27 protein-coding genes and 2 tRNA genes are annotated in these 26,707 nt (G+C 62.2%); 12 read left to right on the top strand and 17 right to left on the bottom strand.

What is annotated here, in order from left to right; translation table 11 throughout:
- Positions 1-8 precede the first annotated feature (8 nt).
- The 4 genes from CWE16_RS06500 to CWE16_RS06485 form a co-directional block, all read right to left on the bottom strand.
- Positions 9-968, bottom strand: coding sequence for a cation transporter (locus CWE16_RS06500; protein ID WP_131593912.1), 960 nt, complete (start codon positions 966-968; stop codon positions 9-11).
- Positions 932-2,347: an FADH(2)-oxidizing methylenetetrahydrofolate--tRNA-(uracil(54)-C(5))-methyltransferase TrmFO gene (gene trmFO, locus CWE16_RS06495; protein ID WP_236629612.1), complete on the bottom strand. Its 1,416-nt coding sequence runs from the start codon at positions 2,345-2,347 to the stop codon at positions 932-934. Before trmFO ends, CWE16_RS06500 begins: the two co-directional genes overlap by 37 nt.
- Before the next feature lie 50 nt (positions 2,348-2,397).
- Positions 2,398-2,520, bottom strand: a complete 123-nt coding sequence (locus tag CWE16_RS06490; RefSeq protein ID WP_011933287.1) for a photosystem II protein Y — start codon at positions 2,518-2,520, stop codon at positions 2,398-2,400.
- 63 nt (positions 2,521-2,583) lie between these two features.
- Entirely contained in the window at positions 2,584-3,111 is a 528-nt protein-coding gene (locus CWE16_RS06485; RefSeq protein WP_131593910.1) for a gamma carbonic anhydrase family protein, read from the bottom strand.
- An 82-nt stretch (positions 3,112-3,193) separates the two neighbouring features.
- On the opposite strand from CWE16_RS06485, the gene CWE16_RS06480 reads away from it, so the two are divergent.
- A tRNA-Lys gene (locus CWE16_RS06480) sits at positions 3,194-3,265 on the top strand.
- A 99-nt stretch (positions 3,266-3,364) separates the two neighbouring features.
- The gene (locus CWE16_RS06475; protein WP_131593908.1) at positions 3,365-3,757 is read left to right on the top strand and encodes a response regulator transcription factor; all 393 of its coding nucleotides are present in this window, start codon (positions 3,365-3,367) and stop codon (positions 3,755-3,757) included.
- On the opposite strand, the gene CWE16_RS06470 is transcribed toward CWE16_RS06475, so the two are convergent.
- Positions 3,693-4,865: a sensor histidine kinase gene (locus CWE16_RS06470; protein WP_161567573.1), complete on the bottom strand. Its 1,173-nt coding sequence runs from the start codon at positions 4,863-4,865 to the stop codon at positions 3,693-3,695. The genes CWE16_RS06475 and CWE16_RS06470 overlap by 65 nt on opposite strands.
- Complete coding sequence (locus CWE16_RS06465) at positions 4,855-5,238, bottom strand: PAS domain-containing protein (protein WP_131593904.1); 384 nt, start codon at positions 5,236-5,238, stop codon at positions 4,855-4,857. Before CWE16_RS06465 ends, CWE16_RS06470 begins: the two co-directional genes overlap by 11 nt.
- A gap of 102 nt (positions 5,239-5,340) precedes the next feature.
- Between CWE16_RS06465 and CWE16_RS06460 the strand changes: the two genes are divergently transcribed.
- Positions 5,341-5,414 (top strand) — tRNA-Pro (locus CWE16_RS06460).
- On the opposite strand, the gene CWE16_RS06455 is transcribed toward CWE16_RS06460, so the two are convergent.
- Positions 5,406-7,547, bottom strand: coding sequence for a 4Fe-4S binding protein (locus CWE16_RS06455; RefSeq protein WP_131593902.1), 2,142 nt, complete (start codon positions 7,545-7,547; stop codon positions 5,406-5,408). The genes CWE16_RS06460 and CWE16_RS06455 overlap by 9 nt on opposite strands.
- A 59-nt stretch (positions 7,548-7,606) precedes the next feature.
- The gene (hemN, locus tag CWE16_RS06450) at positions 7,607-8,968 is read right to left on the bottom strand and encodes an oxygen-independent coproporphyrinogen III oxidase (protein ID WP_131593900.1); all 1,362 of its coding nucleotides are present in this window, start codon (positions 8,966-8,968) and stop codon (positions 7,607-7,609) included.
- Between the two features lie 221 nt (positions 8,969-9,189).
- Here hemN and CWE16_RS06445 point away from each other — a divergent pair, with 221 nt between their 5' ends.
- Positions 9,190-9,570, top strand: coding sequence for a hypothetical protein (locus tag CWE16_RS06445; RefSeq protein WP_131593898.1), 381 nt, complete (start codon positions 9,190-9,192; stop codon positions 9,568-9,570).
- Positions 9,571-9,590: 20 nt separating this feature from the next.
- On the opposite strand, the gene CWE16_RS06440 is transcribed toward CWE16_RS06445, so the two are convergent.
- Both CWE16_RS06440 and CWE16_RS06435 read right to left on the bottom strand, forming a co-directional pair.
- Positions 9,591-9,827, bottom strand: a complete 237-nt coding sequence (locus CWE16_RS06440) for a hypothetical protein (RefSeq protein WP_131457268.1) — start codon at positions 9,825-9,827, stop codon at positions 9,591-9,593.
- Positions 9,828-9,862: 35 nt separating this feature from the next.
- Positions 9,863-10,663 (bottom strand): metallophosphoesterase, encoded by an 801-nt coding sequence (locus CWE16_RS06435; protein ID WP_236629611.1) that lies wholly within the window; start codon positions 10,661-10,663, stop codon positions 9,863-9,865.
- A gap of 34 nt (positions 10,664-10,697) precedes the next feature.
- Here CWE16_RS06435 and CWE16_RS06430 point away from each other — a divergent pair, with 34 nt between their 5' ends.
- The gene (locus tag CWE16_RS06430; RefSeq protein ID WP_131593896.1) at positions 10,698-11,150 is read left to right on the top strand and encodes a Fur family transcriptional regulator; all 453 of its coding nucleotides are present in this window, start codon (positions 10,698-10,700) and stop codon (positions 11,148-11,150) included.
- Here the strand turns inward: CWE16_RS06430 and CWE16_RS06425 are convergent.
- The 3 genes from CWE16_RS06425 to CWE16_RS06415 form a co-directional block, all read right to left on the bottom strand.
- On the bottom strand, positions 11,116-11,619 hold the full coding sequence (locus CWE16_RS06425) for a hypothetical protein (RefSeq protein WP_131593894.1): 504 nt from the start codon (positions 11,617-11,619) through the stop codon (positions 11,116-11,118). The genes CWE16_RS06430 and CWE16_RS06425 overlap by 35 nt on opposite strands.
- 28 nt (positions 11,620-11,647) lie before the next feature.
- The gene (arsS, locus tag CWE16_RS06420) at positions 11,648-12,622 is read right to left on the bottom strand and encodes an arsenosugar biosynthesis radical SAM (seleno)protein ArsS (protein WP_131593893.1); all 975 of its coding nucleotides are present in this window, start codon (positions 12,620-12,622) and stop codon (positions 11,648-11,650) included.
- A 483-nt stretch (positions 12,623-13,105) separates the two neighbouring features.
- The gene (locus CWE16_RS06415; protein ID WP_131593891.1) at positions 13,106-13,426 is read right to left on the bottom strand and encodes a hypothetical protein; all 321 of its coding nucleotides are present in this window, start codon (positions 13,424-13,426) and stop codon (positions 13,106-13,108) included.
- On the opposite strand from CWE16_RS06415, the gene CWE16_RS06410 reads away from it, so the two are divergent.
- Positions 13,425-14,465 (top strand): hypothetical protein, encoded by a 1,041-nt coding sequence (locus tag CWE16_RS06410; protein ID WP_236629610.1) that lies wholly within the window; start codon positions 13,425-13,427, stop codon positions 14,463-14,465. The two genes, CWE16_RS06415 and CWE16_RS06410, sit on opposite strands and share 2 nt — an antisense overlap.
- Here the strand turns inward: CWE16_RS06410 and stpA are convergent.
- Both stpA and CWE16_RS06400 read right to left on the bottom strand, forming a co-directional pair.
- The gene (gene stpA / locus CWE16_RS06405; protein WP_131593889.1) at positions 14,428-15,648 is read right to left on the bottom strand and encodes a glucosylglycerol 3-phosphatase; all 1,221 of its coding nucleotides are present in this window, start codon (positions 15,646-15,648) and stop codon (positions 14,428-14,430) included. The two genes, CWE16_RS06410 and stpA, sit on opposite strands and share 38 nt — an antisense overlap.
- A gap of 4 nt (positions 15,649-15,652) precedes the next feature.
- Positions 15,653-16,237: a glutathione S-transferase family protein gene (locus CWE16_RS06400; protein WP_131593887.1), complete on the bottom strand. Its 585-nt coding sequence runs from the start codon at positions 16,235-16,237 to the stop codon at positions 15,653-15,655.
- 62 nt (positions 16,238-16,299) lie between these two features.
- Between CWE16_RS06400 and CWE16_RS06395 the strand changes: the two genes are divergently transcribed.
- Positions 16,300-17,829 (top strand): hypothetical protein, encoded by a 1,530-nt coding sequence (locus tag CWE16_RS06395; RefSeq protein WP_131593885.1) that lies wholly within the window; start codon positions 16,300-16,302, stop codon positions 17,827-17,829.
- A gap of 26 nt (positions 17,830-17,855) precedes the next feature.
- Here the strand turns inward: CWE16_RS06395 and CWE16_RS06390 are convergent, their stop codons facing one another.
- Together CWE16_RS06390 and CWE16_RS06385 are read right to left on the bottom strand one after the other, a co-directional pair.
- A complete protein-coding gene (locus tag CWE16_RS06390) occupies positions 17,856-20,546 on the bottom strand; it encodes an AAA family ATPase (protein ID WP_131593883.1) in 2,691 nt (896 codons plus the stop codon).
- On the bottom strand, positions 20,537-21,763 hold the full coding sequence (locus CWE16_RS06385; RefSeq protein ID WP_131593881.1) for a metallophosphoesterase: 1,227 nt from the start codon (positions 21,761-21,763) through the stop codon (positions 20,537-20,539). Before CWE16_RS06385 ends, CWE16_RS06390 begins: the two co-directional genes overlap by 10 nt.
- A 110-nt stretch (positions 21,764-21,873) precedes the next feature.
- Between CWE16_RS06385 and CWE16_RS06380 the strand changes: the two genes are divergently transcribed.
- From CWE16_RS06380 to CWE16_RS06360, 5 genes are read left to right on the top strand one after another with little or no spacing between them, the layout of a single operon-like run.
- On the top strand, positions 21,874-23,028 hold the full coding sequence (locus CWE16_RS06380; protein WP_131594144.1) for a phosphotransferase enzyme family protein: 1,155 nt from the start codon (positions 21,874-21,876) through the stop codon (positions 23,026-23,028).
- A 1-nt stretch (position 23,029) separates the two neighbouring features.
- A complete protein-coding gene (locus CWE16_RS06375) occupies positions 23,030-23,611 on the top strand; it encodes a DOMON-like domain-containing protein (RefSeq protein WP_131593879.1) in 582 nt (193 codons plus the stop codon).
- Between the two features lie 17 nt (positions 23,612-23,628).
- Entirely contained in the window at positions 23,629-24,663 is a 1,035-nt protein-coding gene (locus tag CWE16_RS06370; protein ID WP_131593877.1) for a lytic transglycosylase domain-containing protein, read from the top strand.
- A complete protein-coding gene (locus CWE16_RS06365; protein ID WP_131593875.1) occupies positions 24,632-25,336 on the top strand; it encodes a hypothetical protein in 705 nt (234 codons plus the stop codon). Before CWE16_RS06370 ends, CWE16_RS06365 begins: the two co-directional genes overlap by 32 nt.
- A 26-nt stretch (positions 25,337-25,362) precedes the next feature.
- Complete coding sequence (locus CWE16_RS06360) at positions 25,363-26,691, top strand: O-acetylhomoserine aminocarboxypropyltransferase/cysteine synthase family protein (protein ID WP_131594142.1); 1,329 nt, start codon at positions 25,363-25,365, stop codon at positions 26,689-26,691.
- The last annotated feature ends 16 nt before the right edge of the window (positions 26,692-26,707 follow it).

The following is a 26,707-nucleotide window of genomic DNA, read 5'->3' as shown; positions in this document are numbered from 1 at the left end:
CTGGAACCCTAGGCGGCCCCTGGGGACGGGAAAGGGGATGTGGCTGTCAGGATCACCTCCGAACGCACCGGTCTGCCCATCAGCTGATGGCAGCGTTCTTCGATGCGATGGCGAATCACGTCGATGGCCGCCCCATCCATGGGTTGGCTGGGATTGAGATACACGAGCACGAAGGCGGTGCGACCCACTTGCATCACGGTGAGATCGAGAAGCCAGCAGGAGAGTCCAGCCAGCAGGTCTTCGATGGCCGCTCGTGTTGTTCGGATCGTGTCACTCTCCGCAGAAGCACCAGCGGCTTGACCAAGGGCGGTGAGAAAGGCCCGCACCGGTTCCCCCAGCACCACAGCGCTCACCACCAGCACCAACAGGGAATCGGTGATCGGCATTAGCCCGGCTAGAGCAGTGCCCTGAAGCAGTGGGGCGATCAGCAGGGCCAGGCCCGTCAGACCACTCATCAGCCCATCGATCCGGGCCGCCTTGGCTTCGGTGAGCAGAAGCTGTGACTGCTGCCCCGTGCGCTGCCAATCGTGCTGATGGCGCCAGGCGAGTCCCCAGCAGATCACCACCATGGTGATGGCATAGAAGGCCACGGGGCCAAGGCTGACAGGAGCAATGCTGCGGCCCTTGGCGTAGTCGATCACCGTGCCGAGGCCAGCGGCAGCGGCGAAGCTGAGGACACCAATCAGCACCAGCGAACGAAACAGCACATACAGGGCTTCCTGGCCGTCATAGCCGTAGGGGTAGGCCCGGTCGGGAGGGCGCACAACGTTGCGGCTGATGCGGGCCGCGACAAGACCCGAACCCACCATCACGGCGGAGTAGAGGCCATCGAGCAGTAGGGCATAGGAGCCAGACAGCACGTGAACCCAGAGCCCGGCAATAGCCATGACGGCGCTCGCTCCCACCCCGATCTGGAGGGATCGCTGCTCGATCAGGCGATGCTGGCGGGTGGCGTGGTCAGCAGCCATTCGTTCGAACCCTCTGCTGAGTTGGTAGCAGTGGGTTTCAGATGGCGGGCGAGATCATCAAGGGCCCGATCCCGGTAGGCGCCGTAGCGGGCACGCTTGTCGCGAATACGGGTGGGCAGCTCCGGTAGCAGGCCGAAGTTGGGCGGCATGGGCTGAAACTTGCCGGAGGGGGCCTCGCTAATGAAATGGGTCAGGGCGCCGATCATGCAGGTGGGTGGTAGGTCAAGGGGAGCGTGGCCCTTGGCCAGTCGGGCTGCATTGGTGCCGGCCAACCAACCTCCGGCCACTGCTGCGGCATAGCCCTCGGTGCCAGTGATCTGGCCAGCGGCGAGCAGGCTGGGCCGCCGACGGAACTGGAGGGTGGGATCCAGCAGTTTCGGTGCTTCAAGGAAGGTGTTGCGGTGCATCACCCCAAAGCGCACGAATTCAGCGTTCTCCAGCCCCGGAATCAGGCGCAGCACTCGCTTTTGTTCGCCCCATTTGAGGTTGGTCTGAAAGCCCACCAGATTCCAGAGGCGCCCGTCCTTGTCTTCCTGGCGCAGCTGCACCACGGCATAGGCGCGCTTGGCACGCCGTACGTCGCGGTCGTTCACATCTCCCCAGCGCGGGTCCCAGAGCCCGATCGGCTTGAGCGGGCCGTAACGCATCGTGTCTTCACCCCGGCGGGCGAGCTCCTCGATCGGCAAGCAGCCTTCGAAGAATGTGGCACTGTCTTTTTCGAAGTCTTTGAGCTCGGCCTGTTCGGCCTGCAGCAGCGCCTCCCGGAAGGCGTGATACTGCTCCTGATCCATCGGGCAGTTGATGTAATCCGCATCGCCCTTGTCGTAACGACTGGCGCGGAAGGCCCGGTTCATGTCGATGCTGTCGCCATCCACGATCGGACTAGCGGCATCAAAAAAGTGGCAGTCCTCCAGGCCTGTGAAGGCCCGTAACTCCTCCGCCAGTGCTTCGCTGGTGAGTGGTCCGGTGGCCAGCACCGTGATTTGCTCAGGATCGGGAAGGCGGGTCTGCTCCTGGCGGCGGATCGTGACCAGAGGATGTTGATCCAGGCATTCGGTGAGGGCCGCGCTGTAGCGCCCACGATCCACCGCCAGAGCCCCTCCGGCTGGGACGGCATGGGCATCGGCCGTTTGGATGACGAGGGAGCCCAGCCGTCTGAGTTCTTCCTGGAGCAGACCTGCTGCGCGGTCGCTGCTGAGCGCTCCGAAACTGTTGCTGCAAACGAGTTCAGCAAATTCGGCGCTGTGGTGGGCGGGCGACCGGCGCACCGGTCTCATTTCGATCAGGGTGACGGGAACACCTGCCTGGGCGACCTGCCAGGCCGCTTCGGTGCCCGCCAACCCGGCACCAATCACAACAACGGAGGGTTCCGTGCTCAAGATGGTTGGGATCGAAGACGATCTCCAACCCTATCGATCCTTCGGGTGGCTCAGGCGCGGCTGCGCTTGATCATCAGCTGGAGCTGGCCTACGGCTGCACGGCCGATATTGAACCCAGCCCAGCCAAGAGCCAGAAGGATGGGGGAGGCCACGAGGACGAGCCGGAGGTCCATGGTTCCAGTCGGATTGTGCTGCCGATCTTAAGGACCGCAGGGGTGCAGCTTCGTGAACTCTGCTCAGTCCGTTTGGTTTTGCAGCAATTGAGACCAGCGCTCGGCCAGGTTGGCGTAGTGCAGCGCATGCTCTCGTTGCTCTCGCACGCTGCTCTCGCTCTGCTCTCGTTTGGCCTGGGCTGGAACTCCTGCCACCAGGGTGCGGGCCGGCACATCTTTGGTGACCACAGCACCAGCGGCAACGAGGGCGCCCTCTCCGACGGTGACGCCGTTGAGAACAATGGCTCCGATGCCGATCAGGCAGCCGTCCTCAAGGGTGGCGCCATGCACAACAGCGCGATGGCCGACGGTGACATCTGCGCCGATGTGCACCGGAGCACCTGGATCGCCATGAAGCACGGCACCGTCCTGCACATTGCTGCGCGGTCCGATCCGGATCGCGGCCATGTCACCCCTGGCCACAGCCGTAGGCCACAGGCTTGCACCGGCGGCCATCTCCACATCGCCCATCAGCACGGCGCTCGCTGCCACCCAGGCCTGCGGATCGATGCGAGGTGTACCCCAGTCGGGAATGGTCTCGGTCGCTGTCATGGCATGCCAGTCGTTGCCACCAGTCTCCTGGCAGACCAAGTGATAATGTCCATGGGTGCCAGATCGGCATGCCCAAGCGGGCGGGTCGCTAGCTCAGCGGTAGAGCACTCGGCTTTTAACCGATTGGTCCTGAGTTCGAATCTCAGGCGACCCATCACGACTCCATCATTCCTTTCGGAGCCAGTTGCCCGATTGGGTCTTGGTGGTCAGAGTTTTCCTGTTCCATCAGGATGAGGTCGGCAGCCACAGTTAATTGCCTGCAAACGCATCAGATCCCACTCGGCCTCAGGTCGCTGTCGTCGATGACGATCCTCGCCTGCGCGATCTTTTGGTTGAGGAGCTGGAGGATCTAGGGGTTCACTCCATCACCTGTGTTGATGGAGTTGAGCTGCTGAGGTCTCTGCCGCAGGAGCGGATTGATCTTATCCTGCTTGATTTGATGATGCCCGGCATGGACGGACTCGCCTGCTTGGCCGCACTGCGGGACTTGCAGTATGGAGCGCCTGTCGTCGTTGTCACGGCCCTTAGTGATCCTCAGAAGCGAGAGCAAGCCATGAACGCAGGTGCAGACGACTATGTGCTTAAGCCGGATCTCTTCGCTGTTCTCCCGGAACTGCTGAAGCGCCATCTCCCTGCGATGGTTTAGGCAAGCGCAGCACCACAACCATGCCGGACTGCTGCAGGCCATCGAGGTTGTGGTTGGGCCTGCAGACCACGTCTCCTCCCATCCCCTCCATCAGGCTGCGCACCAGGGATAGTCCGAGGCCGGCCCCCTCGCCGCGCCTGGCATCACGATGCTCTTCGAGGCGCGTGAAACGTTCGAATATGGAGCTGTGATCCGTGGCCTTGCGCATCCCTGGCCCCCAGTCGGTGAATTGAATCTCGATGTGCTCGGGCCCTGCTGATGCCGTGATCTGAACGGGTGATTCGCTGTTGCTGAACCTCAGACTGTTTTGCAACAGATGGCTGAGCACTTGCCCGAGGGCATTGGGATCGAAGACCAGTTCGGGGACATCGCTGTTGAAATTGAGACTGATGCGCGCACGGTCGGCTGCGGGCAATCCCTGCATCCAGCTCTCTAGGGCATTGCGCAGGGAGATGGCTTTAAAGCGCCAGGGGAACTGATCGGTGTCGAGTTCGGAGAGCACCAGCAGCTTGTCGAGTAAGTCGCCCATGCGCTGCGCTTCTTCGCGGGCCTGCTGAAGCCGTTGCTCTTGTTTGCCTGGCAGCCTCGCTTTGCGGGCGATCTGGTGGAGTGATCCCGACAGGATGGCCAGTGGGGTGCGTAGTTCATGGGCCAGCCGGTTGACGAAGCGACGTTGCTCCAACAGAGCGGTTTCGAGCGGCCCCAGATCGCGAATGATGAGCAGCACGAAGGAACCACGTAGGCCCTGGATTGCAGTCCAGCGAAGCAGCTGGGGTGCTGATGAAGGCCCGCCACAGCTGAGTCTGTAACGGCGTTCGCCGTCCCCAAGACCCATCAGCTGCAGGGGGTGGGTGGGAGCCTCTGGCAGGACGATCTGACCATCCAACTGCTCGAGCACCACCAGCTCAGCGAAGGGCTTCCCCGTGAGCAATGGGGTGAACCCTCTTCCCCAGAGGTCAGCGGCTTTCTGATTGGCCCAGCGGATCCTGCGCTCACCATCGAGAATCAACATTGCTTCGGCGGCGGCATCAAAGGCCACTTGAAGCAGACCGAGAGACTCCCTTAGTTGCTCGATCAGAGCGTTGGCAGCTGGTTGCTCAGCAGGCATGCGGCCCCTCCAGGGGCCGGAGGGTGGCAGCGAAGCTCCAGCCGCTTGCCGCGTCCTTTTCGGCCACGATGTAGTGCTCGCTGCGGATGGTTTGGCCATCGCTACAGATGGTGGCCAGTTCCAGGGGGTGATTCACCAGCTTGGATTGCTCCGTGAGTTTGAAGCGAGCAAAGCCGCTGTGGTGCTGTTCGCGGAACGAGACGGGCAGGATCGCGCCAATGGACTGACCGATCAGGGACTGATCCCAGCCGTAGACCTCGATGAAGCGTGTGTTGAACTCAACCACCAATCCTTCGGCATCTGTGCGCACAAACGGGAGGTCGTGCTTCGTTCTGAGGGCTTCCACGGCACCGGGAGTCCAGGTTTCGCCCATCGCTGCAGCAGCTTTGTTTCAGGCTAGGCAGCTCTGCGCTCTTGAACATGGGCGCCTGACTTGTGCTCCCAGGCCCGAGGCCGCCCGCTAAGCTCCCAGCACCGGGGTATAGCGCAGTTTGGTAGCGCGCCTGCTTTGGGAGCAGGATGCCGGGGGTTCAAATCCCTCTACCCCGATCCATTCACGAGCCAGCGACCGGTGGCGGCCAGCAGCAGCATCAGACCTGTGGCTGCAATCCAGGCCGTTCGATTGTTGCTCAGCATCCTGCGCAGGATGACGGCACTCCAGACGGCGCCGATCGTCACAGACATGCTCTGACAGAAGGCGATGACATGGGGGTCTGCTTGCCAATGGGGCAAGCTCCACGCCCCTTCCCCCAGCAGTGGGGATGCACTCACTGGCAACACGAGGCCTGCCTCCTCCATCCCTAGGGGAAGGTGGTTGGCGAGGAGAAGGCTCCAGAACAAAGGGAGCATGCCGTAGATGGTGCGCTCCAGGCGGGCCTGACTGAAGAACGGGCGTGCGCAGAGAACGAATAGAGAAGGGATCGCTAGGGCGAGGGTCGCGATCGAAAGCCGAGGCAGCAGTGGTCCGCTGCTCAGACTTGCTGGCGCCAGGGTGGACCAGCCCAGCAGCAGCTGCCAATGGGTCAGGCAAACGCTCCCGGCCAGAACCAGCAGCAGAGACGGTTCTCCGTTCGGGATCGTCATGGTGCGCTGCAGGTCGGCCGCCGGTGGCCGGATCGCAAGGCGTACGGAGCGGTGCGGGCAGGCCTGGGCACAGGTGAGGCAGAGCACACAGTTGCGGTTGTCGCGCAGGTGCGCTGGATGGGTCCCCAGCGGGCAACCGTCTGTGATCAGTCCTTCCCCATCGGCGGGGCCGCCTTTGAAGCAGGCGTAACTGCTGCAGTTCCCGCTGCAGATGCCTGCCTGGGCCCGCAGCTCCAGGATCGATAGCTTGGCGAAGAGACCATTCATGCCACCGATCGGGCAGAGGTAGCGGCACCAGAACCGCTTCTCGAAACGCAGTGAGTAGACCACGGCTCCCGCGGTGATCAGCAGCAGTAAACAACTGCTGAGCCAGGCTGTATTCGGCAGGTTGCCCACCGCTTCCCAGATGAGGATCAGGGCAAAGCCAGCACTTAACCAGCGGGATGCCCAACCGTCATGCTCCCCTCGGGGCCATGGGGCTGGCCGCCAGCCGATCCATCGGCTCAGCCGCTGACTGATCTCTCCCCAGACCATGAAGGGGCAGAAGGAACACCAGAGCCGCCCCACCAAGGGGAAGCCGATCAGGATGAGAGGCCACCACCAGGCCCAGAACAGATTCAGGGCTCCGTTGTGGGCCCGATCCTGAGGGCCTAGCCAAAGCCAGAGGTTCACCAGCGCAAACAACCAGCTCACCAGCCCGAACAGCAAGGCGTTCCAAAGCCTTGGCGAGCGCATCCACTCCCTCAGTCGTGGCTTCCAGCGCCAGACATCGAAGCGGGCGTATTGCTGGCGCGGTGACGTCCAGAACACATCCTCCGGCAACAATTTCGCAGCTTGTCCCGGGCTCTGGTCATTGTGATGCGTCTCCTGATGGCGCACCTGCTGGATGGCCCGGTCGATCAAGGCATTCAGTTCGCGCAGGTTGTTGGGGAACTCATGGGTCTGCAGCTGCTTCACCACTCCTTCTGGCACTTCCGGAACTTGCTGCCAGCCGAGGCTGCGGCTCTTTTGCCGCACCTCATAACGCAACCATTCCCCGAGGTCCTGGCGCCTGACCCGCAAGGGTGGAACGCGAATCAGCGTGCAGCAGCCTTCGAACTCAGCGAGGCTCGTTTCGGCGGTCAAGAACAGGCGACCTTCAAATCGATGCTTGGGGGCCGTGGCACCTAGAGGAGGCCATTCACCGGTGCGGGCCAGGTTGAGCAAGGCCTGCCTGGCCGGTTCCGGCACCTGATCGAGATTGTCGACCAGCAGAGAGCCATCAGCCAACAGCTGCAACAGGGGCGGCTCTTCAGCGTGGGAAGCGGAACCGAAGAGGTCCGCCCCATCCGAGCGCATTCGTGAGCCGTCGATCCGCAGCATCAGGCTATGGCGATTAACAGAGCCGAAATGAATCAAGGCCGCCAGATTGTCTTTCTCCAGCCCTGGTTCGCCGTACAGAAGCACCGCATGACGGTCCCGATCTGAGGCTGCCGAGCGCACGGCATCCCGTAGTTGCTTGGCCTGTCGACTGCTGCCCACGACTCCTCGTCGGGGCCGCGCCACCAGATGGGGGGCGAGACGCTGCAGGGTGGCGTTCTCAACCCGATCAGGAGACATCGCTGCGGGGAGCTCTGACTCCATTCTGATGTGGGCTCATACCAAGAATCTTGGTCTCTTCAGATCAGCCGCGAGCCGCTGGCCTGACGCCGTTGATTCGGATCCAACACTGCGGCGATCGTGCGGATCAGCCACCGTCCATCCGTGGTCACGCGCACGGTGACAAGGCCATCGGCACCCTGGCTCAGGCAGACCAATCCATCGCACTCCAAACGCTTGAAATCAGCCAGTTCCTGCTCAAAATCGGTCGGCGGCAGCTGCACTTCAAACCGACACATCACCTCGCGGATCAATTCCCGGCGTTGCAGCACCCGCGGATCGGTCACCACCAGACCCCGTTCTACGGGCAACTGGCCATGGGCCAGAGCGGCGCCATAGGCCTTGAGATCCCGTTCGTTCTGGCTGAACAGATGGCGGAACTGGCTGATCGCGCTCGGCCCGATCCCGATCAGATCAAGCTCACCGCCTGTGGTGTAGCCCTGAAAATTGCGATGCAGCCGGCCCTCCCGGGTGGCCTCCGCCAGACCATCGTCATGCAGCGCGTAATGGTCCATGCCGATCGCGTCGTAGCCGTTGGCGCAGAGAAGCTGATTGGCGTCCTCCAGCATGCTCAGCCGTTGCCGCTGACTGGGGAGATCCTCTGCTTGAATCTTGAGCTGCATCGGCAACTGCTCGGGCAGGTAGGCAAAGGAAAAGAGAGAGATCCGATCAGGACGCAGCTCCTGCACCAGCTCCAGCGTGCGTCGGAAGCGTTCCGGGGTCTGGAGGGGCAGACCACAGATCAGATCCACATTCACACTCTCGAAGCCGGCTTCCCGTAGCCAGTGCATCGCGTGGCGCAACTGGGTGTCCGGCACCACCCGGTTGACGGCCTTCTGCACATCGGGATCGGCATCCTGGATGCCAAAACTGATGCGGTTGAACCCCAGCTCCCGCAGCTGGCAGGCTGCATCGCGGCTGAGACCTTCCGGGTTGACCTCAATCGAGGCTTCCAGGTCGTCGTCAAAATCGAAATGGCGACGGATCAGCTCCCAGAGCTGGGCCGTTTCCTCGCGATTCAGATAGTTCGGGGTGCCGCCGCCCCAATGCATCTGCACCAGTCGCCGGCGTTGGGGCATGGCCTCGGCGATCAGCTCCAGTTCCTGTGCCAACGCGGTGAGATAGGGCTCCACCACCTTGGAGCCGAGCTGGGTGGTGATTCGGTTGCAGCCGCAGTACCAGCAGGCATGGCGACAGAAGGGCACATGCACGTACAGCGACAGGGGCGCGTCGGTGACTTCCGCCAGCTGTTGCCGCAACTGGAGGTCGCCCACATCGGTACGAAACGCTGCGGCGGTGGGGTAGCTGGTGTAACGGGGCACCGGCCGATCGTGTTTGAGCAGCAACTCGAGGGCTCGGCTTGTCTGGGGCGTTGCTGTCATGGCGATGGCTGGGTGTTGGATGTGGAGGTGCTTTGGGGTGATCAGTCGAGCTGGGCCAGTTCCGCCAGCGCATGGCCCTCTGCCCGGTGTCGCGCAACCTGCCTGGCACCGTGCAGAAGCTCACCAGCCTCTGCTTGAGCGAGGGGAGGGTGCCCGCCTGAGCCTCTGTGGTCGGGGCCGCCGATCCGTGGCTATGGATCAGGGTGGTCGCCTCCACCGGCATGCCCCGCTCGTCCATCCTGGTGATGCTGCTAGCCCTGGGCATGGCGCCCGTGGTCGCCCAGCCGGGCCGCGGTCTGCCGCTCAGCGCAGGCCAGTCGATCCTGGAAGCGGATGCGGTGCTGGTGTCCTCAGGATGGCGTCCGCATCCGATCGGTCCAACCTTGCCCCTGGATCAGGAGCGGGCCGGGGTGCCTCTCACCAGCCTGTCAGCCTGCTCCGGAACCGGGGTGGGATTCTGCCGGTTTGATTACCGCCGCAACGGCCGCCAACTGTCGGTGGTCACGATCCCTGCCCCTGCCCCTGCCCCTGCTCGTGTCGAGCGTGGTCGGGCCATCGGTGGTGTTGTGGAGCGCTGGTGGGTCGAGACGGTCGGGCCTTAATTCGTTCAGAGCTCCCGAGCTCAGCTGATTGTTCCGGTGAGCCGGATGGTCCCCCAAAGGTCAAACACGCAGAACACGATGCCGATCACGATGAGATCCCAGGCACGGTGACGGACCGCCCAAGGGGCTAGAAACAGTTCGGCAATGCCATGCAGAGCGGTTCCAATCGCCACGTGCTCCAAAACCAGCAGGCCATGGGCCAGCAGGAATAGAGCACTGGCCAGGCAGCGCATCACCACTTGCCAGGATCCGGCCAAAGCCTTCAGCAAACCATTCAGGAGGATGGGGCACCCTACCCCCAGCGCAACAGGGTTGTCCCCACGCTTCCGTCTTCCCTGATGTCCAGCAAGCGCCCCCCGGGGTGTTCCGGTCGATTTAGGGGGCAGGGTTGTACGGCCTGGAATGACGCCAGGGTTGATGGACAGCCCAGCAGCATCACATCCTGACGCCCTGGCAAAACACCTTGCCAGTGTTGATGGATGTGGCCGAACACCACAGCGCGCAGGTCCGTCGCCGTCTGAAGCATGGCGATCAGCGAGGCGGCATCTTTCAGGCCGATGGCATCCATCCCTGGATCTCCGATCGCCACGGGGGGATGGTGTAGGGCCACCAGCAGCGGTCGTCCCGCCTGGCTGGGGTCAGTCAGCCGTTTCTGAATCCAGGTGAGCTGCGCGGTTCCCAAGGCACCGGCGCAGGCTCCGGCCTGATGGCTGGAGAGAAGCAGCACCCTTGCGTTGCCAACCAGCAGCTCGGCGGGCGCCACCGCCGCAGTTCGGCCAAGAGCGGCTCGCAACAGAGCTGGATGATCATGGTTACCTGGCAGCAGCGCTACCGCCACGGTGTCTGGTCGCCGTTCCAGGGAGTCGCGCAGTTTCTGGTATCCGCCCCAGCTTTCGTCCTGGCAGAGGTCACCGCTCACCAGCAGCAGATCAGGGTGACGGGTCAGGCCCTCCTCCAGCGCTTGATGCCAAAGCCGCAGAGCTGGCTTGCCGCGCACCAGCGCAGAAGCCCGGTTCACCAGATGGGGATCACTCAGCTGCAGCAGGCGCACGATGAAAGCCTGATCGGCACCACCATTGTCGCCTCCTCTCATTAGTGGTTACTGTTGAGAAGGACGACGGAAACCGATGTCAGCAGGACCGCCGTCGACGCGGGTTAAGGAGCCGTTGGAGCGTGGGCTTCACGAGGACGGTCGGCGTCTCACCCCCCAGCGTCGGCGAGTGCTCAATCTGTTTGAGCGGATCGGTTCCGGCTCCCATCTCAGTGCGGAGGATGTGCATCAGCACTTGCTGGAAGCGGAAGCCAGGGTGTCCCTCGCCACGATTTACCGCACCCTCAGGCTTCTGGTGGAGATGGGATTTCTGCAGGAGCTGGAGCTCACGGAAGGTGGACGTCGCTTTGAGCTTTGCTCTGGTGACCATCGCGATCACCATCATCTGGTCTGTATCCGCTGCGGACGCACCGAGGAGTTTGAAAGCACTCCTGTGATCGAAGCTGGCCGCGAGGCAGCTCAAAGCCATGGCTTCGAGTTGATCGAATCGAGCCTCAATGTGCGTGCGATTTGCCCGGATTGTCGCTGACGGCCTCTCCATGGTTTAGGCAGGGCATCCAGTAGTCACCCATCCGATGGCTCCCTGAACAGCCGAGTTTCAGGGCTTGCTGTTCGGCCTCTTCGCGGGTCGGATAGGCGAGCAGGGTGTCTGGTTCGCTGGCGGTGGCGGCTCCAGAAGGGCTGTGTTGATGCGAGGCGCCCTGATGGGCGTGATGGCTTCCTGTGCCGCCGCCCAGATGCATGAGGCCCATGCCCTGGGGACCTGCGGTCCAGACCCCCATGGTGTTAACGCCCACCGCCAGAAGACCCATGCCCACCACCGCACAGTTGATGACCCCCATGGCCACGACACCGATGGACACCACGCCCATGGGCACGACGCCAATGCAGATCACACCCATCGGCACGATGCCGATGGAGATGGTGCCGAGGGGGGCGACGCCGAAGGCAATCCGCTTCGGTTTGCTGCCGCAATGGGCCGGAGCCTGATCTTGCATGCTCAAGTCTGGTGGTCGGTTCATGCTCTCAGCTCAGGGACCCGCCGCAACTGGAACCATGACCAGCGGTGCAGCCGAAGCAGTGATCCGCGACGTGAATCTCCATGCCGATCAGCTGATTGGTCTGATCCAATAAATCCTCCAGATGGCGGATCGGTCCCTTGATCGAAAGCCCAAGCTGCTGGTTGAAATCACAGTCAAAGAGTTCACCCGTCCAGTTGACGCTGATCAGTCCTCGGCACATCACGGCCTCCAGGTTCTCGTGGCGATGGGCGAGCTGAAGCGTCTTTTGGTAAGTCTCCAGCTCGCCGCGATGGGCGAGGTCGCGGGCGAATCGCTCGATCGGCATGTTGGTGATGGTGAGCAAGCGGTTGAAACGCAGGCCGTACCTGTCTGCAAGGGCCCGCTGATAGTGCTCTTGCAGCTGCCCCTGGGGTGGTGGCAGCGACGCTCCTGCCGGGTTGTAAACCAAATCCAAGGGCAAGGAGCCGTCAGGGTTGCCATAGCCGAGGGCATTCAGGCGCCGTAGAGCTTGGATGCTGCGCTCGAACACTCCGTCACCCCTCTGGCTGTCGACTCGCTCCGCCTCCGTACAAGGCAGCGAGGCCACAACATGCACGTTTTGAGCTGCCAGGAACTCCGCGAGATCCTCCTGACCTTCCTCCTGAAGGATGGTCAGATTGCAGCGATCGATCACCGCAATTCCCAAGGATCGTGTCCGCTCCACCAGAGAGCGAAAGCGTGGATGGAGTTCGGGTGCCCCACCCGTGAGATCAAGGGTTTTGATTGGCAGCCGTTCCAGCAAGTTGGGGATGATCTCGATCAGATGATCCGCCATCATTTCGGTCCTCCAAGGACCGGCATTCACATGACAGTGGCTGCAGCTTTGGTTGCAGCGGTAGCCCATGTTCACCTGCAACGTGTGCAGTTGGTTCCGATGCAGCGCGGGGAAGCTCGTGGTTCGGGTCGTTGAGGCCAGGGCGTGCAATCCAGTGGGGACCATTCTGGATTGTGAACACTCCAGGGTGTGAATGACAGACAGACAGAGAGGCCCGACCATTGGGCCGGGCCTCAGGTTCAATGGCTGCTTTGGCAGTGGATCTTTGTGATCGCGAACCGAATGGATTGAACGTGCAGGCTCGATCGACTCTGCACAAAATGATTCAATTGTTGTGCGGAGTCGCTGGCGCAGGGCCCTGGGGCCATGACGTTTCAGCAATGAAATCTTTGCGACCCTGGGGCACCTGGCACGGTGCATAGGGAGGTCACTAAGCCCTGTTTTACGAGGGGCTTCACTGACTTAAAGACTTCTGAAATTCGAACGAGACTGTTGGAGCAGGGTCCGAAAACGTCAACCAACTCCTTGTTGCTGGCGGGGTGGAGTGTCTTCCGACATGGAGCCTCCGAATCAGTGATCTAACTGTTGTTCAGGTTTTTAGGGGTTGCAAGCGCAAGTGAGCCAATGTGATCAATTCTTGATGTTGCTTCAAGTCTCTTCATTGCCGTTACAGCGTGTGCTTGGAGCTTTGAAGCGCAGCCCCAGGCAGCTATGCCCCAGTTCATGGCGATGCCACAGCACCTGAACGGCGCGGGAGTCTCCGAAATGCCCCTGGGCATCCTCCAGGCTCAGGTGTCCCTGCTGGCTGGGCAGCGTGCCGATGTCTCCATCCAGGATCACGCAGGCGCCGTCCTCGCTCAGGGCGCTGAGTTCTCCCTGGATGCAATCCCAACTGTGGGCCTGGGTACCGATCTCCAGGCAGAGACAGGCATGCCTGGGAGTCAACAGGCGTTGAAGTGTGTCGGCCATGGCCCCACCTCTCGGCTGTCATCAGTCTCTGATCCATCACAGCCACCGGAGCGTTCGTTTCGGTGAGGGTTTGGTGAAAGTTGGCTGTCCATCCCTGCGATCCGGTGAGGATGTTTGTCGAGATGTGGGCCATGTCGTGAGGGCCTTGCCACTGGTTGTGCTCGGTGCAATCTCCGGGTTGCTTGGCAGTGGATTCGCCCTGATCCACCCTGATCTCCTGCTCCAGCCTCCTCAGGGTGAGATCGATCCGATTGCCTGGCTGGTTCCAGAGCAGCCCCCGCAGCCACCGCCCCTCGATCAGATCGCGAGCTATCAGCCCGATCAGGCGCTGCTGCTCGATCGAGCTGACGGCAGTGCTGTCACCGTGGGCTACAGCAGCATGATCCTTGATCCACGCTGGGTGGATCTTGAATTTTTCGGCGGCTGGCAGCGGGAGCTGGAGGCCAATGACGACTCTGCAGCCTTGCTGTTCTTCACGGGCCCAACCTTTGAGAAGGGGCACCAGAATGAGCCGCTTGGGATCGCCTTGCACGGTGATCTCAAGCTTCGCAATGGCCTCTGGCGCGCCGGAAACCGTGCCGCCGCCGCAGGTCGGGCCTACGTGGCGGTTTCCGAATCAGGGGAGCTGGTGTTTGGCTACGGCGATCTCACCTCGGAACGCCAGGCGCGTTACCGCTGGTTCATCGGTGGCCTGCATGCCTTCGATCACACCGTCAGTCATCCACCAGAGAGCTATCGCGGCGTGTACGGCGCCATGAAGCTCGCCGATGTGCGCATCGTCTACGGCTTGCGGGCCGATGGTCGGCTGGAGGTAATCGAAACCGCTGACGGCGTTCATTTCGATGATCTACGCCTACTGGTTAAGGCCCTGGGCTTCCAGGCGGCCTATCTGCCGGATCATGCCTCCAAGTCGCGCCTGATCGTTCCGGGTCGACGTCTCTGGAGCGAGGAGCAGGCGGTATGGGTGAGCGGAGGGAAACCTTCGATCACCGCTCTGCCCTTCATGTTGCGTGTCCTGCCCCGCTCCGGGCCTGTGTGAGTGCCTTGAACCAGGCCACATAGGCCTGCGGTCCATCGGGAATGCAGACATCCATGTGAAGAGGATCTTCAGGGTCACTGATGCCCTTCAGCGACCCATCAGCGAGGGATGGCCGGTCGACCTCGCCGCCGCTGCTGTCCACCAGGACCACCCGGTTGGCTTTGTCGTAGCGGTCGCCGATCTCCTGGAGCAAGGTCAGAAAGCCCCTGTCGCTGCCGCCCCTCAGCCAACCAGTCCCGGAAGGACAGGGGGTTGAGGTGACCGTGTCCCCGACTCCCACCAGATGGGGCATTTGATCCGGGCTGATGCGCTCATGGCAGAGGCTCAACAGGGCTTCATGGTCGTGGGGGGCGGTGCGCACGTTGAAGTCATCGCCCAGGGGAGCGCTGCCGGTGCGGGCGGCGATGTGACGGTTAATCAGCACCAGCAGCCCCGCCTCTTTGATGGCGCCGCGCAGCATGAACTGGATGTCTGTGCTGCCCACATCGTTGGGTTCCGCCGGTTTCAGTCGCTCTTGCCCCTGGGGATCTCGCCCCAGATTGGGGGCCACATGCAGGAAGAAGGAGTCAGCGAGTCCCTGAGCGTCGGCTGCGGCCATCAGTGCATCCATCAGGGACGCGAGCATCGTCTGCAGCTCTCGCTGCCGGGTCACATCACCGGGAACTCTCGCGAACAGGCTGTTGAGGTTGATGGTCGGTGACACCTGAGTGTCGAGAATCGCCCGTTGGATCTCCTGCTGGAGCTCCCCAGCCGCCAGCTCCGGCATCAGTGCCGGCAGCCGCTCGGTTAGGAGCCTCTCCATGCGCTGCGGAACCTCCGCCAGAAACGCCATCTCTTCATCGCTGACCCCAGGGTGGCTGAGGCGGCCATAGCGGTCCTGGAGCTGCACTCCTCCAGCTGCGAGGCCAGGGAGGTAGAGACCATCGCGTCCTGGCCGAACACGATCGCCGAGGGCCTGCTCCACCAATCGGTTCACGCCACGACGTCCTTCATGTTCTCCATTGGTGAGCACAGCGAAACAGCCGTGCATCTGCGCCACACACTCCACGTAACCGCGATCCATCCTCCGGGTGAGTGGATCTTTCACGAGATCCATGCAGACGCCATCGAGGTCTTGCACGATCAGGAGGTCAGAGCTGGCGGCCAGCTCAGCGCTCAAGCAGTCAAGGCTGATTGGTGTCATCGATTCAGCGCGCTCCGATGGCGATCTGATAGGCGGGGCGTTCGCGAACCCGCTCGATCATCGTCTGAATCACGGGGTATGGGCTCAGGTCAATGTCCGGGAAGAAGATCGGCAGATAAGCCAGGTAGGCCTGCACAGCACAGTCCGCTGCTCCCCAGCTTTGGCCCACGAGTGGATGGCCTGGATCGAGTTGGCGGTTCAGCTCACCCATGAGGCGTGGGAACTCCCGCTCCCGGTTGCTGGGCACGAACAGGGCGATGGCCAGGGTTGCGTTGGCGAACAGCAGCCATTGGCTGGTGAGAGCCCGTTCCGCCGCGGAGTGAATGTCGCTGCTGTGCTGTTCTGCAAGATGCAGCAGGATCGCGCCGCTCTCAAACAGTTTCAGGGGCTGTCCATCCGGACCCTGGAGGCTGTCATCTTCCAGAGCAGGAAGCTTTCCGAACGGGTTGATCGTCAGAAAATCCGCCTGGCGGTGTTCCTGGGCCTGGAGATCGAGCTCCACCAGGTTGTAGGGGATGCCCTTCTCCTCCATGTACCAGCGCGGCATCGAGGCGCGGGTGCGTTGACCGCCGTAAAGGGTGAGCGCCATGGAAACGCGTGTTTAGGGTGTCGGGGGATCATGGCCCCGAGGCCTCGCGCGCTGCCAGCAGCATGGATACGGCCCTGAAGAGCAACACCTTCTTTCCCCGCAACCTCGATGCTGAGCCGATCAGGCGGCGCATCCTGGAGCTCGAGTCCGGCCGCGTCGGTTTCTACAGCGTGGGGCTGTATCCAGCCTCTCTCGCCTACAACTGCGCGATGCAGCAGGACGAGACCCCCAATCTCCTGCTGGCACCAAGGCCTGGCCGTGATCTGTTCGGTGCCTTCCCCCCAGCGGCCCTTGAGGGCATGGATCCCGCGCATGTCGACGCCGTCGAGCGCATGGCGAGCCATTTCAGCGAAGGTCAACGCCTGACCAACACCCTGGCCGACCTCCTTCAGCGCTGTGAACTGGTGGTGCTCAGCGCCAACAGCAACCATGTGGAGGAGGATCTGGCTGAAGCCTGTCGTCTGCGAGAAGAGCTGGGTCGGGAGCAGGTGGTGCTGGCCTGCCTGGCCGGCTCCTTCAGCCATGACCACATCGCCAATGAGTCCTATGTGCTTTGTGAGAAGGTTCCGAATCTCGCGTTCTTCTCTGGCTTTCATCGCCATGGGGCCCTGCGCAATCCCCTCGACAGCTTCACGGCGAACTTCTGCCATCCCAATGCACTCACGGCCCTGCTCGGTGCCCGCATGCTTGACCGGCTTTCACCCAATATTCAGGTCTCTCCAGGCGTCCACAACATCGAAGGCCAATACATCAAGGCGGCCAAGAACATGTCGTCGGTCTTCGCCGGGTTCGGTTACAGCTTTCACCAGGACAACCCCGGTGTCTTGCCGACGTTGCTGACCTTATTGCTCGATCAGTGCCTTGATCAGGCCGCCACCGTGTCGATGGCGCGCCGGGATCGCCAGCGGCTTTACAACCGTCAGCCCTTTCCGCTCACGGAACTCGGCTACGGCGTGCAGAGGATCGAAGCTGCTTTGGTGCGAGGTGGTGATATGGAAAAGGTGCGCGATCACACCTTCGCCCAGCTCACGGCCATGGTGGCAGATGTGCGCGGCAGCATGATGCTTCCGGTCTCAGGAAAACCCACACGCAACTTTCAGGCCGGTCAGGTTCTGGCGGAAAGGATGCGCAGTGAACAGCGCTGTCCCGCCTCGATGGAAGAGCTGGAGGGATGGTGCGAGCAGGCCGGTTTACGCAAGGGAGGGCTTGAGGGGCTCAAGGCTTTGCGTTTCTGGCCTCAGATCGCCCGCAAGTACGCCATTCCCGTGCATGACGCCTCGATGTTGAATTTGCTCTACATGGCGATCTACGGCAACAGCTCGACCAAGGAAGTGGCCTTCTCGGTGATGACCGACAGCCGCGAACTGTCGAACTACTGCCAGGAGTCCGTGCGTCCAACCCACAGTCGTCGCTATGCGGAGGCCCTTCAGAACCTCGCGCAACCTGAGGCCATGGATTTGATGGTGAACGCGGTGATTGCCGACAACGCCCGTCGCCTGATCCGCGACGACGCAGTTCTGGACGATCTGGAAGCCACTGGTGAACCCCCCGCCTACCTGAAGGCGATGAACGTGATCGAAAACGCTCTCTGATTGTTCAGCTGCTGGGCAGGAGCCGTTCAGTTGTCAGTCAGTTCCACCACCGCATCGGCGATGGGGCGATAGGCATCGGGGTCACAGCTCATCACGATCACTTGCAAGCCCCGCTCGACGGCCTCCCGCAGCATGGTGAGCACAGCCTGCAAGCGATCGGGGTCGCTGTTGGTGAAGGCGTCATCGAACAGCACCGGAAGGCAGCCGTCGTGGCCATGACGCAACACATCGGCAATCGCCAGCCGCATGGCGGCATTCAGCTGTTCTTTCATGCCTCCGCTGAGATCCTCAAAGGCAAAGGCAAGGCCGTCTCGCTCCAGCCCAAGGGCTTCGAGCCCCTGTTTCGGGTCGTAGCCAAGTTGAACACCATCGGCTCCCCGCCTGCCCTCTGGAGGCTGCGTCTGGCTGAGCAGCGGGGTGAGGAAGTGGTTAATGCTCAGGCGTAAGGGTTCCGTGTAGCGGCTCGAGAGATCGCTTCGGGCCTGTTGGAACAAGCTCAGCAGGTGGCGGTGGGCCTCCACGCGCTGGCGTTCCTGTTGCTCCCTAGCTGTGCACTGGTCGAGCCGGGTGCGTGCTTCTTCCTCGGCGCCATAGGGATCCGCAAGGCTGAGGGCTTCGCAGCGCTCCTGAAGAGCACCTCGATGGGCGCTCAGCTCCTGCAGGCGCTTGCGCAGCAGGCTGTCCTCGTCCTCCAGTTCCTTTCCGTCCAAGCCTTGCTCCTGCTCGAGGGGGATGAGGCGCTGCCGCAGGGCCTGTTCCTGCGCACGCAGGGCTTCCAAGGCTTGATCCAGAGTCGCGAGTTCGCCACTCTGTTCCACCACTGCGGCGCGCTGCCGACGGCGTGCGTCGGATGCTGCCTCCAGGCGCTCCCGGCGCAGCCGATGCTGTTGCAACTCCTGATCGCTTCTGCGCAGTTCATGTTCTTGCTGTCGGCTTTGCTCCCTTGCCAGACGCAAACTGTCTTGCATCTTCCGGTAGGTAATTCGACATTGCTCCAATGCCTCGCGCAGTGCCGCTTGTGCATGTGTTGGAGAGGTGGTGGTCGCTGACGGCTTCTCCTCCTGCGATGCCATTAGCTCCTCGAGGGCTTCCAGACGGTCTTGCAGGGTGGCGATCGCCTGAGCTGGATCCTGCTGATCCTTCGCTCCTTGGCGTTGAAGCTGTTCCCCAAGGAACCGACACTCAGCCTCGAGTTTGGTGCGTCGACGCCATTGCTGCTCAGCCTCAGCCAGGCTGCTCACCCCCAGGGCTTCAAGCCTTTGTGCCTGTCGCCGTTCTAAGGCGGTCCGCTCCTCCACCAGGACCTTGAGATCGCTCCCTCCCCCGGGGATGACTTCCAGTTCCACCGCCTCGCCGACTTGGAGCCTGAAGGCTTCGCTCAACAGCCGTTCCTCTCCGGTTTCAAGGGGACTGCCATCGATCCGAATGCTCTCCTGCGCCCGCAGCAGTTTCACCCGGGTGGCCATCGTCTCCTGACGGATGCGGAGGTGTTCAAGTTGCTTCTCTTGCGCCTGAAGGGCTTTGAGTTGCTCTTCGCTCAGGCTGATGGTCTGCTTCAACTGCTCCTGCAGGGCCTGGAGCTGGTTTTGGAGGGATGATCGCGTGCGTTGCTTGCTCTCCAACTCCTCCAATTGCGCCGTCAGGTCCTGCCGCTCCTCCTGGCGACGCAACGACTGGCCCCGTTGTTCAAGGGTCTGGCGTTGCAGCTCGAGCTGCTCGAGCTCCACTTGCTTCTGTTCGTGCTCGTGGTGTTTCTGCTTCAACGCGCTTTCCATAGGCTCCAGGCCTGCGTCGAGCTGCTGGCGTTCCAGGGCTTGCTGTTGTTCCTCCGCATCGCATTGCACCAAGGCGGCGCGATTGCGTTCCAGCCGTTCCCGTTTCAAGGTCAGCGGTTCAATGGCCTGCTGCAGGGAGCGTCGCTGCTCGAGGCGCTCGCGGCTTCGCTGCAGAGCTGGAAGCTGTTCTCGTTCAAGCGTCTTCATGTCCCCGACGATTCGATCCAGCTCCTCGCTGCTGTCTTCGAAGTTCTGTCGTTGACGCCGCGCCTCCTCCAGGGTGGTTCGCGCTGCGCTCAGGTCCTGCTGGCATTGCCAGAGCAGGCTGTTTTGGCGCACGCCTCGGGTGCTGAGGCTGCTTTGAACAAGAAGCTCCAGTTCGTCATGGATGCGTTGATCCAGCGGAGATTGCAGCGCTCCTTCCGCCCGTGCCTCCAGCTGTTCAATCAGGGCATCGAGGGCATAGTGCTCCGGGCCGCGGCCGAGCAGGTCTTGACCGGCGTCTCCCTGCATCACCCAGAGGTGGGCCCAGCGGCTCGGCAGGATCCGGTTGGCCTGGCGACTGCCGAGGATCTCGTCAACGCCGAGCAGCGTTGCCAGGGTCTCCTCTGCTTCGCTGCCCAACAGGGCTGGCTGACCATCGGCCCGCAGTCGCACGCTGCCACTGCTGCCACTGAAGCGTTTCTGAACAGTCCAGCTCTGACCTCTTGCCTCAAAGCCGATCTCCACTAAGGGATGGCCGGCGTGGAGACGCGAGCACAGGGTTTGTACCGCCGCTCCCGTCGCGCTAGCCCGCAGGAACAGACCCCGGTGCATGGCGGTGACCAGGGAGCTCTTCCCACTCTCGTTGGCGCCGCTGATCAAGGTGAGACCTGGGGCAAAGCTGAGTTCCAGATGGCGATGACGGCGCACGCATTCCAGGCGGCAATGGGTCACGCGCATGGGGCCTCCTTCTGAGCCCTTGGCTTCTCACCGCTCTCCCGTTCGCAGAGACGATGCAGTTCACACAGGGCTGTCTCCAGCAGCGTGACCTGCTCGGGATCGTTGCTTCTCTCCAGCTCTCCCAGTAACTGCAGCGCCACAGCACTGAGCAAGGGACCGTCTCGGCGATCCGTCAGCTCACTCAACTCCCCTGCTTGCGGCCTTCGATGGATGCCTTCCCCGCGGAGACGAAGGTGCAGCAACGATGGCTCCAACTGCTCGAGGCGCTGCGTGAAGGCCTGATGGTCAGCGAGGCTCAGCTGACCATCAAGTTCGAGCCGGATCAGATCCTTGCCCACCCGGCGGCCCACTTGCTGATCCAACCAGTGCTCCAGTTGCTCCAGGTCGGTGTTGGAGTTGATCTGCATCTTGAGGCCATGCCATTGGATGCCGGCGGTTCCCAGAGTCGTGACCTGGGGTGGCCTCTGCCGCTTCAGGTCCACTTGCAAGATCTGTCCGCGTTGCTCAGCGCTCGAGCGTGAAAAGCGATCGGGTTCGGGGGTGCCGCTGTACCAGCAGCGCTCGCTCACCTGATGGAGAGCATGCCAATCGCCCAGGGCGATGTAGTCGATCTCCCGCTCAATCCCGGGGCCGAGCCGGAGACGGTTGCTCTCTGCCCTGCCGCCACCTCCGGCTTCAAGGTCGTCATCGCCACCGTTGAAGCCTTGCACTGAGCCATGGGCTAGAACCACACGACTGGAGTCCGCAGGAAGGCTGCTCCAGTCGAGGGCATCGAGCCATGCGGTGGGGCTTTCGCCTTCGTGCTGACGCAGCAGTGGGCAGGGCAGGACCACCAGCTCCGGAAGCTTGATAGGGCGGCGCTCCAGCAGAAGCTGTAGCCCGGGGCAGCGTTGCTGCATCTCCCGTTGCACGTCGGTTCGGCGCCAAATGCCACCAGCTCCCCCATGGTCATGGTTGCCGGGAATCACCAGCACCGGGCAGGGGATGGAGGCCATCACCTCCAGCACCTCCATCACCGTGGCTGTGGGGACGGCAGGGGAATCGAAGAGATCTCCTGCTACCAGCAGCGCATCAGCGTTCTGCCTCTGGGCGTGCTCCGCGATCCGGCTGATCGATTCGATCCGCGCCTGTTGCAATCGAACCCGCTTCTGTTGGTCTTCCACCCAGCGGAACGGCTTGCCGATCTGCCAGTCGGCCGTATGCAACAGACGGGGCAAGGCAAGCGGTGAGCGGACGTGGCCCCATGCTGCCTGAGGTTCTGACCACTCGCCCCTGGTGTGGCGATCGAATCGCGCCATTCTCCGGATTGAGACGCATGCGATCACCCATGGCTGAAGGGGCTCTTCATCACGAATCGTCCCTGCAGCAAATCGCCGGGCAGTTTCACCCACCTGAGCGGATCGCTGGGATTCAGTCGCTTGGCAGCGGCAATGTCAATGACACGTTTCTGGTTCGGCTGGATGGAGAGGGTGATCCTCCGGCTTTCGTGATGCAGCGCTTGAACACGACTGTGTTTGCCAGGCCGGAACTGGTGATGGGCAACTTGCTCACCCTGGGTCGTCATGTGCAGCGCCGTTTGGCCTCCCCACCACCGGAGCTCGCAGGTCGGCGCTGGGAGGTGCCCCGCGTGCTCGCTGCCCGCGGGGAGGCGGGCCATTGGGTGGAACACGAAGGCCAGTTCTGGCGATCGATCAGCTACATCGGAGCTGCGACCACCACGGATGTGATTCGTGATGCCAGCCATGCCCGTGAGATTGGCTACGGCCTGGGGATGTTCCACCACCTGATCAGTGATCTACCGGCGGGGGAGCTGGCCGACACCCTCGAAGGGTTCCATGTCACGCCGGCGTATCTTTCTCGTTACGATGCCGTGCTGTCTGGCCGCTCGGTCGATGGGGCGTCCGAGCCCAGGCTGCAGCAGGCTCTCGAGCATGTGGAGCGCCGGCGTGTTGGGGTGGATGTGTTGGAGGCCGCCTGTGCTCGAGGCGAGCTTCAGCGTCGTCCCATCCACGGTGACCCGAAGATCAACAACGTCATGATCGATGAGAGCAATGGCCAGGCCGTTGGCTTGATCGACCTCGATACGGTCAAGCCTGGCCTGATCCATTACGACATCGGTGATTGTCTGCGCTCCTGTTGCAATGCCGCCGGAGAGGAAACCCTCGACCTCGCCTCCGTGCGCTTTGATCTCTCGCTGTGTCGTTCCATCCTCGATGGCTATCTCGCCATCGGGCGCTCTTTTTTGACGGATGCCGATCTGCGTTATCTCCCCGATTGCATCCGCTTGATTCCCTTCGAGCTGGGTCTCCGCTTCCTGACGGATCATCTCGAGGGCGACATTTATTTCCGTACGGAGCGGCCTGAGCACAACCTCGACCGTGCGCTTGTGCAGTTCGCCCTCACTGAGTCGATCGAAAGCCAGTGGGACGCGATTTCAGATCTGGTCCAGACATCGATCAGCGCCTGTTCTGTCCGCTCCTGACATGGCCCGCCATTCCGTGATGGTGCGTCAGGTGTGCTCCTTGCATCCCTTTGCATCAGAGCTGAGTCCGACCCTCTCCATCCGTGTCGAGTTTGTCTGGAGAGAGTCCGGCCAGCTGGAGCTCAGCTTTGGTCTTCGCCCGTTGCTGCCCAGTGGAGATCTGGAAGAGCTCTTGTTACCCCCGCTCCAACCGACCCCTCAACGTCTGGATGATCTCTGGCAGCACACTTGTTTTGAGGCTTTTCTCGGTTTACCCGGAAGCCCTTGCTACTGGGAGCTCAATGTCTCCCCCTCCGGCGACTGGAACCTTTACGCCTTTGATGGCTACCGGGTGCGACGGGAGCCTGTTGATGTGCCGTTGGCTGTCGAACACCCCCCCTTGCTCACCCTCCAGCGCGGCCTCCGCGATCTTCGCGGCGATATCCAGCTTCCGCTGCACCCCTGGTGGCCTCCAGGAGTGCAGCCCGAGCTCGGTCTTGCCATGGTGGTGGAGGAACGGGATGGTCGCTTGAGCACCTGGGCCCTTCGCCATCCAGCGGAGCAGGCCGATTTCCACGACCGTCGCGCCTTTCTGTCGTTCTGATCGCTGCCCTCAACCGGATGGCCCGTGCCCGTTCACGTCGTTGGTGCTGGCCCCTGCTGGCGGCGCTGCTGATACCGGCGGTCATCGTCAGTCAGCGCAGCGGAGGTGGGGAATCCCAGGCCTCAAGGGTTGCGCCTGCCTCCCTGCCGGTGCTGCCCACCCACCCCGCTCTTCCCCGCAGTGCGGACGGTCGCCACTATCCCTTGATCCCGCAGGATCCCAGCGCGCTGGCGTCGTTGCTGGAGGCTCTTGAGGCTGCGATCCGGGCGCCGGCGACACCGGATTCAGCCCTGCCGCGACTCGCCCATCAGCAGCAGGTGATCTATCGGGTGCTCTCCCGCGATCCCGCAAGGGCTCGACAGGTCCGGCAAGCCCTGTCACCCTCCTGGCAATGGTTGTTTGATCAGCACGTCGCGGCCCGCCGGGAATTTCTGGCCATGCATCGGGGGCCGGCTGGTTCGACGCTGCCCGCATGGCGCATTCAGGCACCGGCCCCGGCTGAGCGCCTGCTCGAGGCGTACCGCAGTGCCTCGGCCAAGACCGGGATTCCCTGGGAGGTTCTAGCGGCGGTGAATCTGGTCGAAACCGGTATGGGTCGGATCGATGGGGTTTCGGTCGCCAATGCCCAGGGACCTATGCAGTTTTTGCCCAGCACGTGGGCGGAGCCAGGCATCGGTCGTGGCGGCAACATTCGTGATCCCTGGGATGCGATCCATGCCGCTGCTCGCTACCTCGTGCGTCGGGGGGGACTCAGCGATATCCGCCGCGGGCTCTGGGGGTACAACAACAGCCATCACTACGGAGAGGCTGTTCAGCGCTACGCCGCGGTTTTGAAGGCTGATCCGGCTGCCTACCGGGGCCTCTACCACTGGGAGATTCACTACGCATCGGCTGGAGGGGATCTCTGGTTGCCCGTGGGCTATGCCCAGGCAAAACCGATTCATGTACGGGACTATTTGCGTCGCCAGCCCTTCAGCAGCCCACCAACTACGCTGCGACCAACTGAGAACAATCCTGCGCGTGGCCAAGGAACTGACGCATCGGGGCGATGAGCTCAAGTCGCTTGGCTGGTCAGCCGAGGACGTGGCCCGTTATGCCGAACTGTGGGAGTACCGCCAGCGCTGGGGGGCGATGAACCTCGAACGGGAGGACCGACTCTTCCTTCGCAAGGCAGAAGCTGCTCTCCCGGCCATCCTCAGCGGCAAGGCAGCAGCCCGCAAAGGGCTTCGTGACAAGGCCTATGTGCGTTGGCTTCAATTTCATCTCGATGCCATGCAGGCAGCAGAGGCAGAGTTCGGTTTGCCTGATGGTGCCCAGGGTGCCTGGCCGATGTTGCTCGAGGAGGAGCTGCGCCTACTCGACTACTACCAACCCGTTCTCGGCCTTCCCGACACCCTGAAAGCCAAGGGTTTCGATCCCGTTCGCGAGGAGCTGGCTGACATGGCCACCGCTCTTGCCGCCTCATCGGGTGAGATGCGCCAGTACGACTTCATGGCCGCCCTTGAGGCCCTGAAGGCCAAGGAGTCGACTCGCTTCCGACCTCTGCGTGACCTGGCAGGAGCTCAGCCTTATCCCGTGCTCCACGCCGATGCGCTGGTCAGCTTCCGGGATCAGGTCCGGGCTCGACTCACGCCGCTCCTTCGGGAGACCTTGCCGTCTTTGGCTAACAGCGAGAAACCTGAACCGCCTGCCGATTGGAGTCGGGACCCTGGTGCCGGAAGCTAGAACAGGGATTCATTGCTCGACTGGCCGTGGCTTCGCATCGCTTCGAGACCCTGCAGCTGCATGCCGGACAGGCTCCTGATCCGGCGACCAATGCCCGGGCGGTGCCGATTTACCAGACCAGTTCCTACGTGTTCAATGACGCTGAGCACGGTGCCAACCTGTTTGGCCTCAAGGAGTTCGGAAACATTTACACCCGTCTGATGAATCCGACGACGGATGTGTTTGAGAAGCGTGTGGCTGCCCTCGAAGGAGGTGTGGCCGCCCTTGCCACAGCGTCTGGTCAGTCCGCTCAGTTCCTGGCGATCACCAACTGCATGCAGGCTGGTGACAATTTTGTCTCCACCTCGTTCCTCTACGGCGGCACCTACAACCAGTTCAAGGTGCAGTTCCCTCGCCTCGGCATTCAGGTCAAATTCGCTGAGGGTGACGACGTCGCCAGTTTTGCCGCCCAGATCGATGCCAACACCAAGGCGATCTATGTGGAGGCGATGGGGAATCCCCGCTTCAACATTCCTGATTTCGCCGGCTTGTCTGCCCTGGCTAAGGAGCGTGGCATTCCTCTGATTGTTGACAACACCCTGGGTGCCTGTGGGGCGTTGCTACGACCGATTGAACACGGTGCCGATGTGGTCGTGGAAAGCGCCACCAAGTGGATCGGTGGCCATGGCACCAGCCTCGGTGGTGTGATCGTGGATGCCGGCAGCTTTGACTGGGGCAACGGCCGTTTCCCGCTCATGAGTGAGCCCAGTGCCGCTTATCACGGACTGGTCCACTGGGATGCCTTCGGCTTCGGTAGCGAGATCTGCAAAATGCTGGGTGTTCCCGCTGACCGCAACATCGCCTTTGCCCTGCGGGCAAGGCTTGAAGGGCTGCGTGACTGGGGCCCGGCGGTGAGCCCCTTCAACAGCTTCTTGCTGTTACAGGGCCTCGAGACCTTGAGCCTGCGTGTCGAGCGTCATGCGGAGAATGCGATGGCCCTGGCGTCCTGGTTGCAGGACCATCCCCGGGTGGCATCCGTCAGCTATCCCGGACTGGTCGGCGATCCCTATCACGCCAGAGCGAAGCAGTACCTCACCGGCCGGGGGATGGGCTGCATGCTGATGTTCTCCCTGAAGGGTGGGTTTGATGATGCGGTTCGCTTCATCAATGGTCTTCAGCTCGCTAGCCATCTCGCCAATGTCGGTGATGCCAAAACCCTTGTCATTCATCCAGCTTCCACCACCCACCAGCAGCTTTCGGAGGAGGAGCAGGCCTCCGCAGGCGTGACCCCCACGATGGTTCGCGTTTCGGTGGGATTGGAGCACATCGATGACATCAAGGCCGATTTCGATCAGGCCCTGGCATTGCTTTCCTGAACTGCGACCTCAAGGC

Source organism: Synechococcus sp. BS55D, from assembly GCF_004332415.1.
Taxonomy (GTDB): domain Bacteria; phylum Cyanobacteriota; class Cyanobacteriia; order PCC-6307; family Cyanobiaceae; genus Synechococcus_C.
The sequence above is the reverse complement of the archived record's forward strand: the minus strand, read 5'-3'. Positions and strand labels throughout refer to the sequence as shown.

What these genes read in the sequence shown, in the direction of transcription:
- CWE16_RS06500 (WP_131593912.1), bottom strand. Translation starts at nt 968, where the DNA reads ATGGCTGCTGACCACGCCACCCGCCAGCATCGCCTGATCGAGCAGCGA.
- CWE16_RS06490 (WP_011933287.1), bottom strand. Translation starts at nt 2,520, where the DNA reads ATGGACCTCCGGCTCGTCCTCGTGGCCTCCCCCATCCTTCTGGCTCTT.
- CWE16_RS06485 (WP_131593910.1), bottom strand. Translation starts at nt 3,111, where the DNA reads ATGACAGCGACCGAGACCATTCCCGACTGGGGTACACCTCGCATCGAT.
- CWE16_RS06470 (WP_161567573.1), bottom strand. Translation starts at nt 4,865, where the DNA reads ATGCCTGCTGAGCAACCAGCTGCCAACGCTCTGATCGAGCAACTAAGG.
- CWE16_RS06465 (WP_131593904.1), bottom strand. Translation starts at nt 5,238, where the DNA reads ATGGGCGAAACCTGGACTCCCGGTGCCGTGGAAGCCCTCAGAACGAAG.
- CWE16_RS06455 (WP_131593902.1), bottom strand. Translation starts at nt 7,547, where the DNA reads ATGTCTCCTGATCGGGTTGAGAACGCCACCCTGCAGCGTCTCGCCCCC.
- hemN (WP_131593900.1), bottom strand. Translation starts at nt 8,968, where the DNA reads ATGACAGCAACGCCCCAGACAAGCCGAGCCCTCGAGTTGCTGCTCAAA.
- CWE16_RS06445 (WP_131593898.1), top strand. Translation starts at nt 9,190, where the DNA reads ATGCCCCGCTCGTCCATCCTGGTGATGCTGCTAGCCCTGGGCATGGCG.
- CWE16_RS06435 (WP_236629611.1), bottom strand. Translation starts at nt 10,663, where the DNA reads ATGAGAGGAGGCGACAATGGTGGTGCCGATCAGGCTTTCATCGTGCGC.
- CWE16_RS06430 (WP_131593896.1), top strand. Translation starts at nt 10,698, where the DNA reads ATGTCAGCAGGACCGCCGTCGACGCGGGTTAAGGAGCCGTTGGAGCGT.
- CWE16_RS06425 (WP_131593894.1), bottom strand. Translation starts at nt 11,619, where the DNA reads ATGCAAGATCAGGCTCCGGCCCATTGCGGCAGCAAACCGAAGCGGATT.
- arsS (WP_131593893.1), bottom strand. Translation starts at nt 12,622, where the DNA reads ATGGTCCCCACTGGATTGCACGCCCTGGCCTCAACGACCCGAACCACG.
- CWE16_RS06410 (WP_236629610.1), top strand. Translation starts at nt 13,425, where the DNA reads ATGGCCCCACCTCTCGGCTGTCATCAGTCTCTGATCCATCACAGCCAC.
- CWE16_RS06415 (WP_131593891.1), bottom strand. Translation starts at nt 13,426, where the DNA reads ATGGCCGACACACTTCAACGCCTGTTGACTCCCAGGCATGCCTGTCTC.
- stpA (WP_131593889.1), bottom strand. Translation starts at nt 15,648, where the DNA reads ATGACACCAATCAGCCTTGACTGCTTGAGCGCTGAGCTGGCCGCCAGC.
- CWE16_RS06400 (WP_131593887.1), bottom strand. Translation starts at nt 16,237, where the DNA reads ATGGCGCTCACCCTTTACGGCGGTCAACGCACCCGCGCCTCGATGCCG.
- CWE16_RS06395 (WP_131593885.1), top strand. Translation starts at nt 16,300, where the DNA reads ATGGATACGGCCCTGAAGAGCAACACCTTCTTTCCCCGCAACCTCGAT.
- CWE16_RS06390 (WP_131593883.1), bottom strand. Translation starts at nt 20,546, where the DNA reads ATGCGCGTGACCCATTGCCGCCTGGAATGCGTGCGCCGTCATCGCCAT.
- CWE16_RS06380 (WP_131594144.1), top strand. Translation starts at nt 21,874, where the DNA reads ATGGCTGAAGGGGCTCTTCATCACGAATCGTCCCTGCAGCAAATCGCC.
- CWE16_RS06375 (WP_131593879.1), top strand. Translation starts at nt 23,030, where the DNA reads ATGGCCCGCCATTCCGTGATGGTGCGTCAGGTGTGCTCCTTGCATCCC.
- CWE16_RS06370 (WP_131593877.1), top strand. Translation starts at nt 23,629, where the DNA reads ATGGCCCGTGCCCGTTCACGTCGTTGGTGCTGGCCCCTGCTGGCGGCG.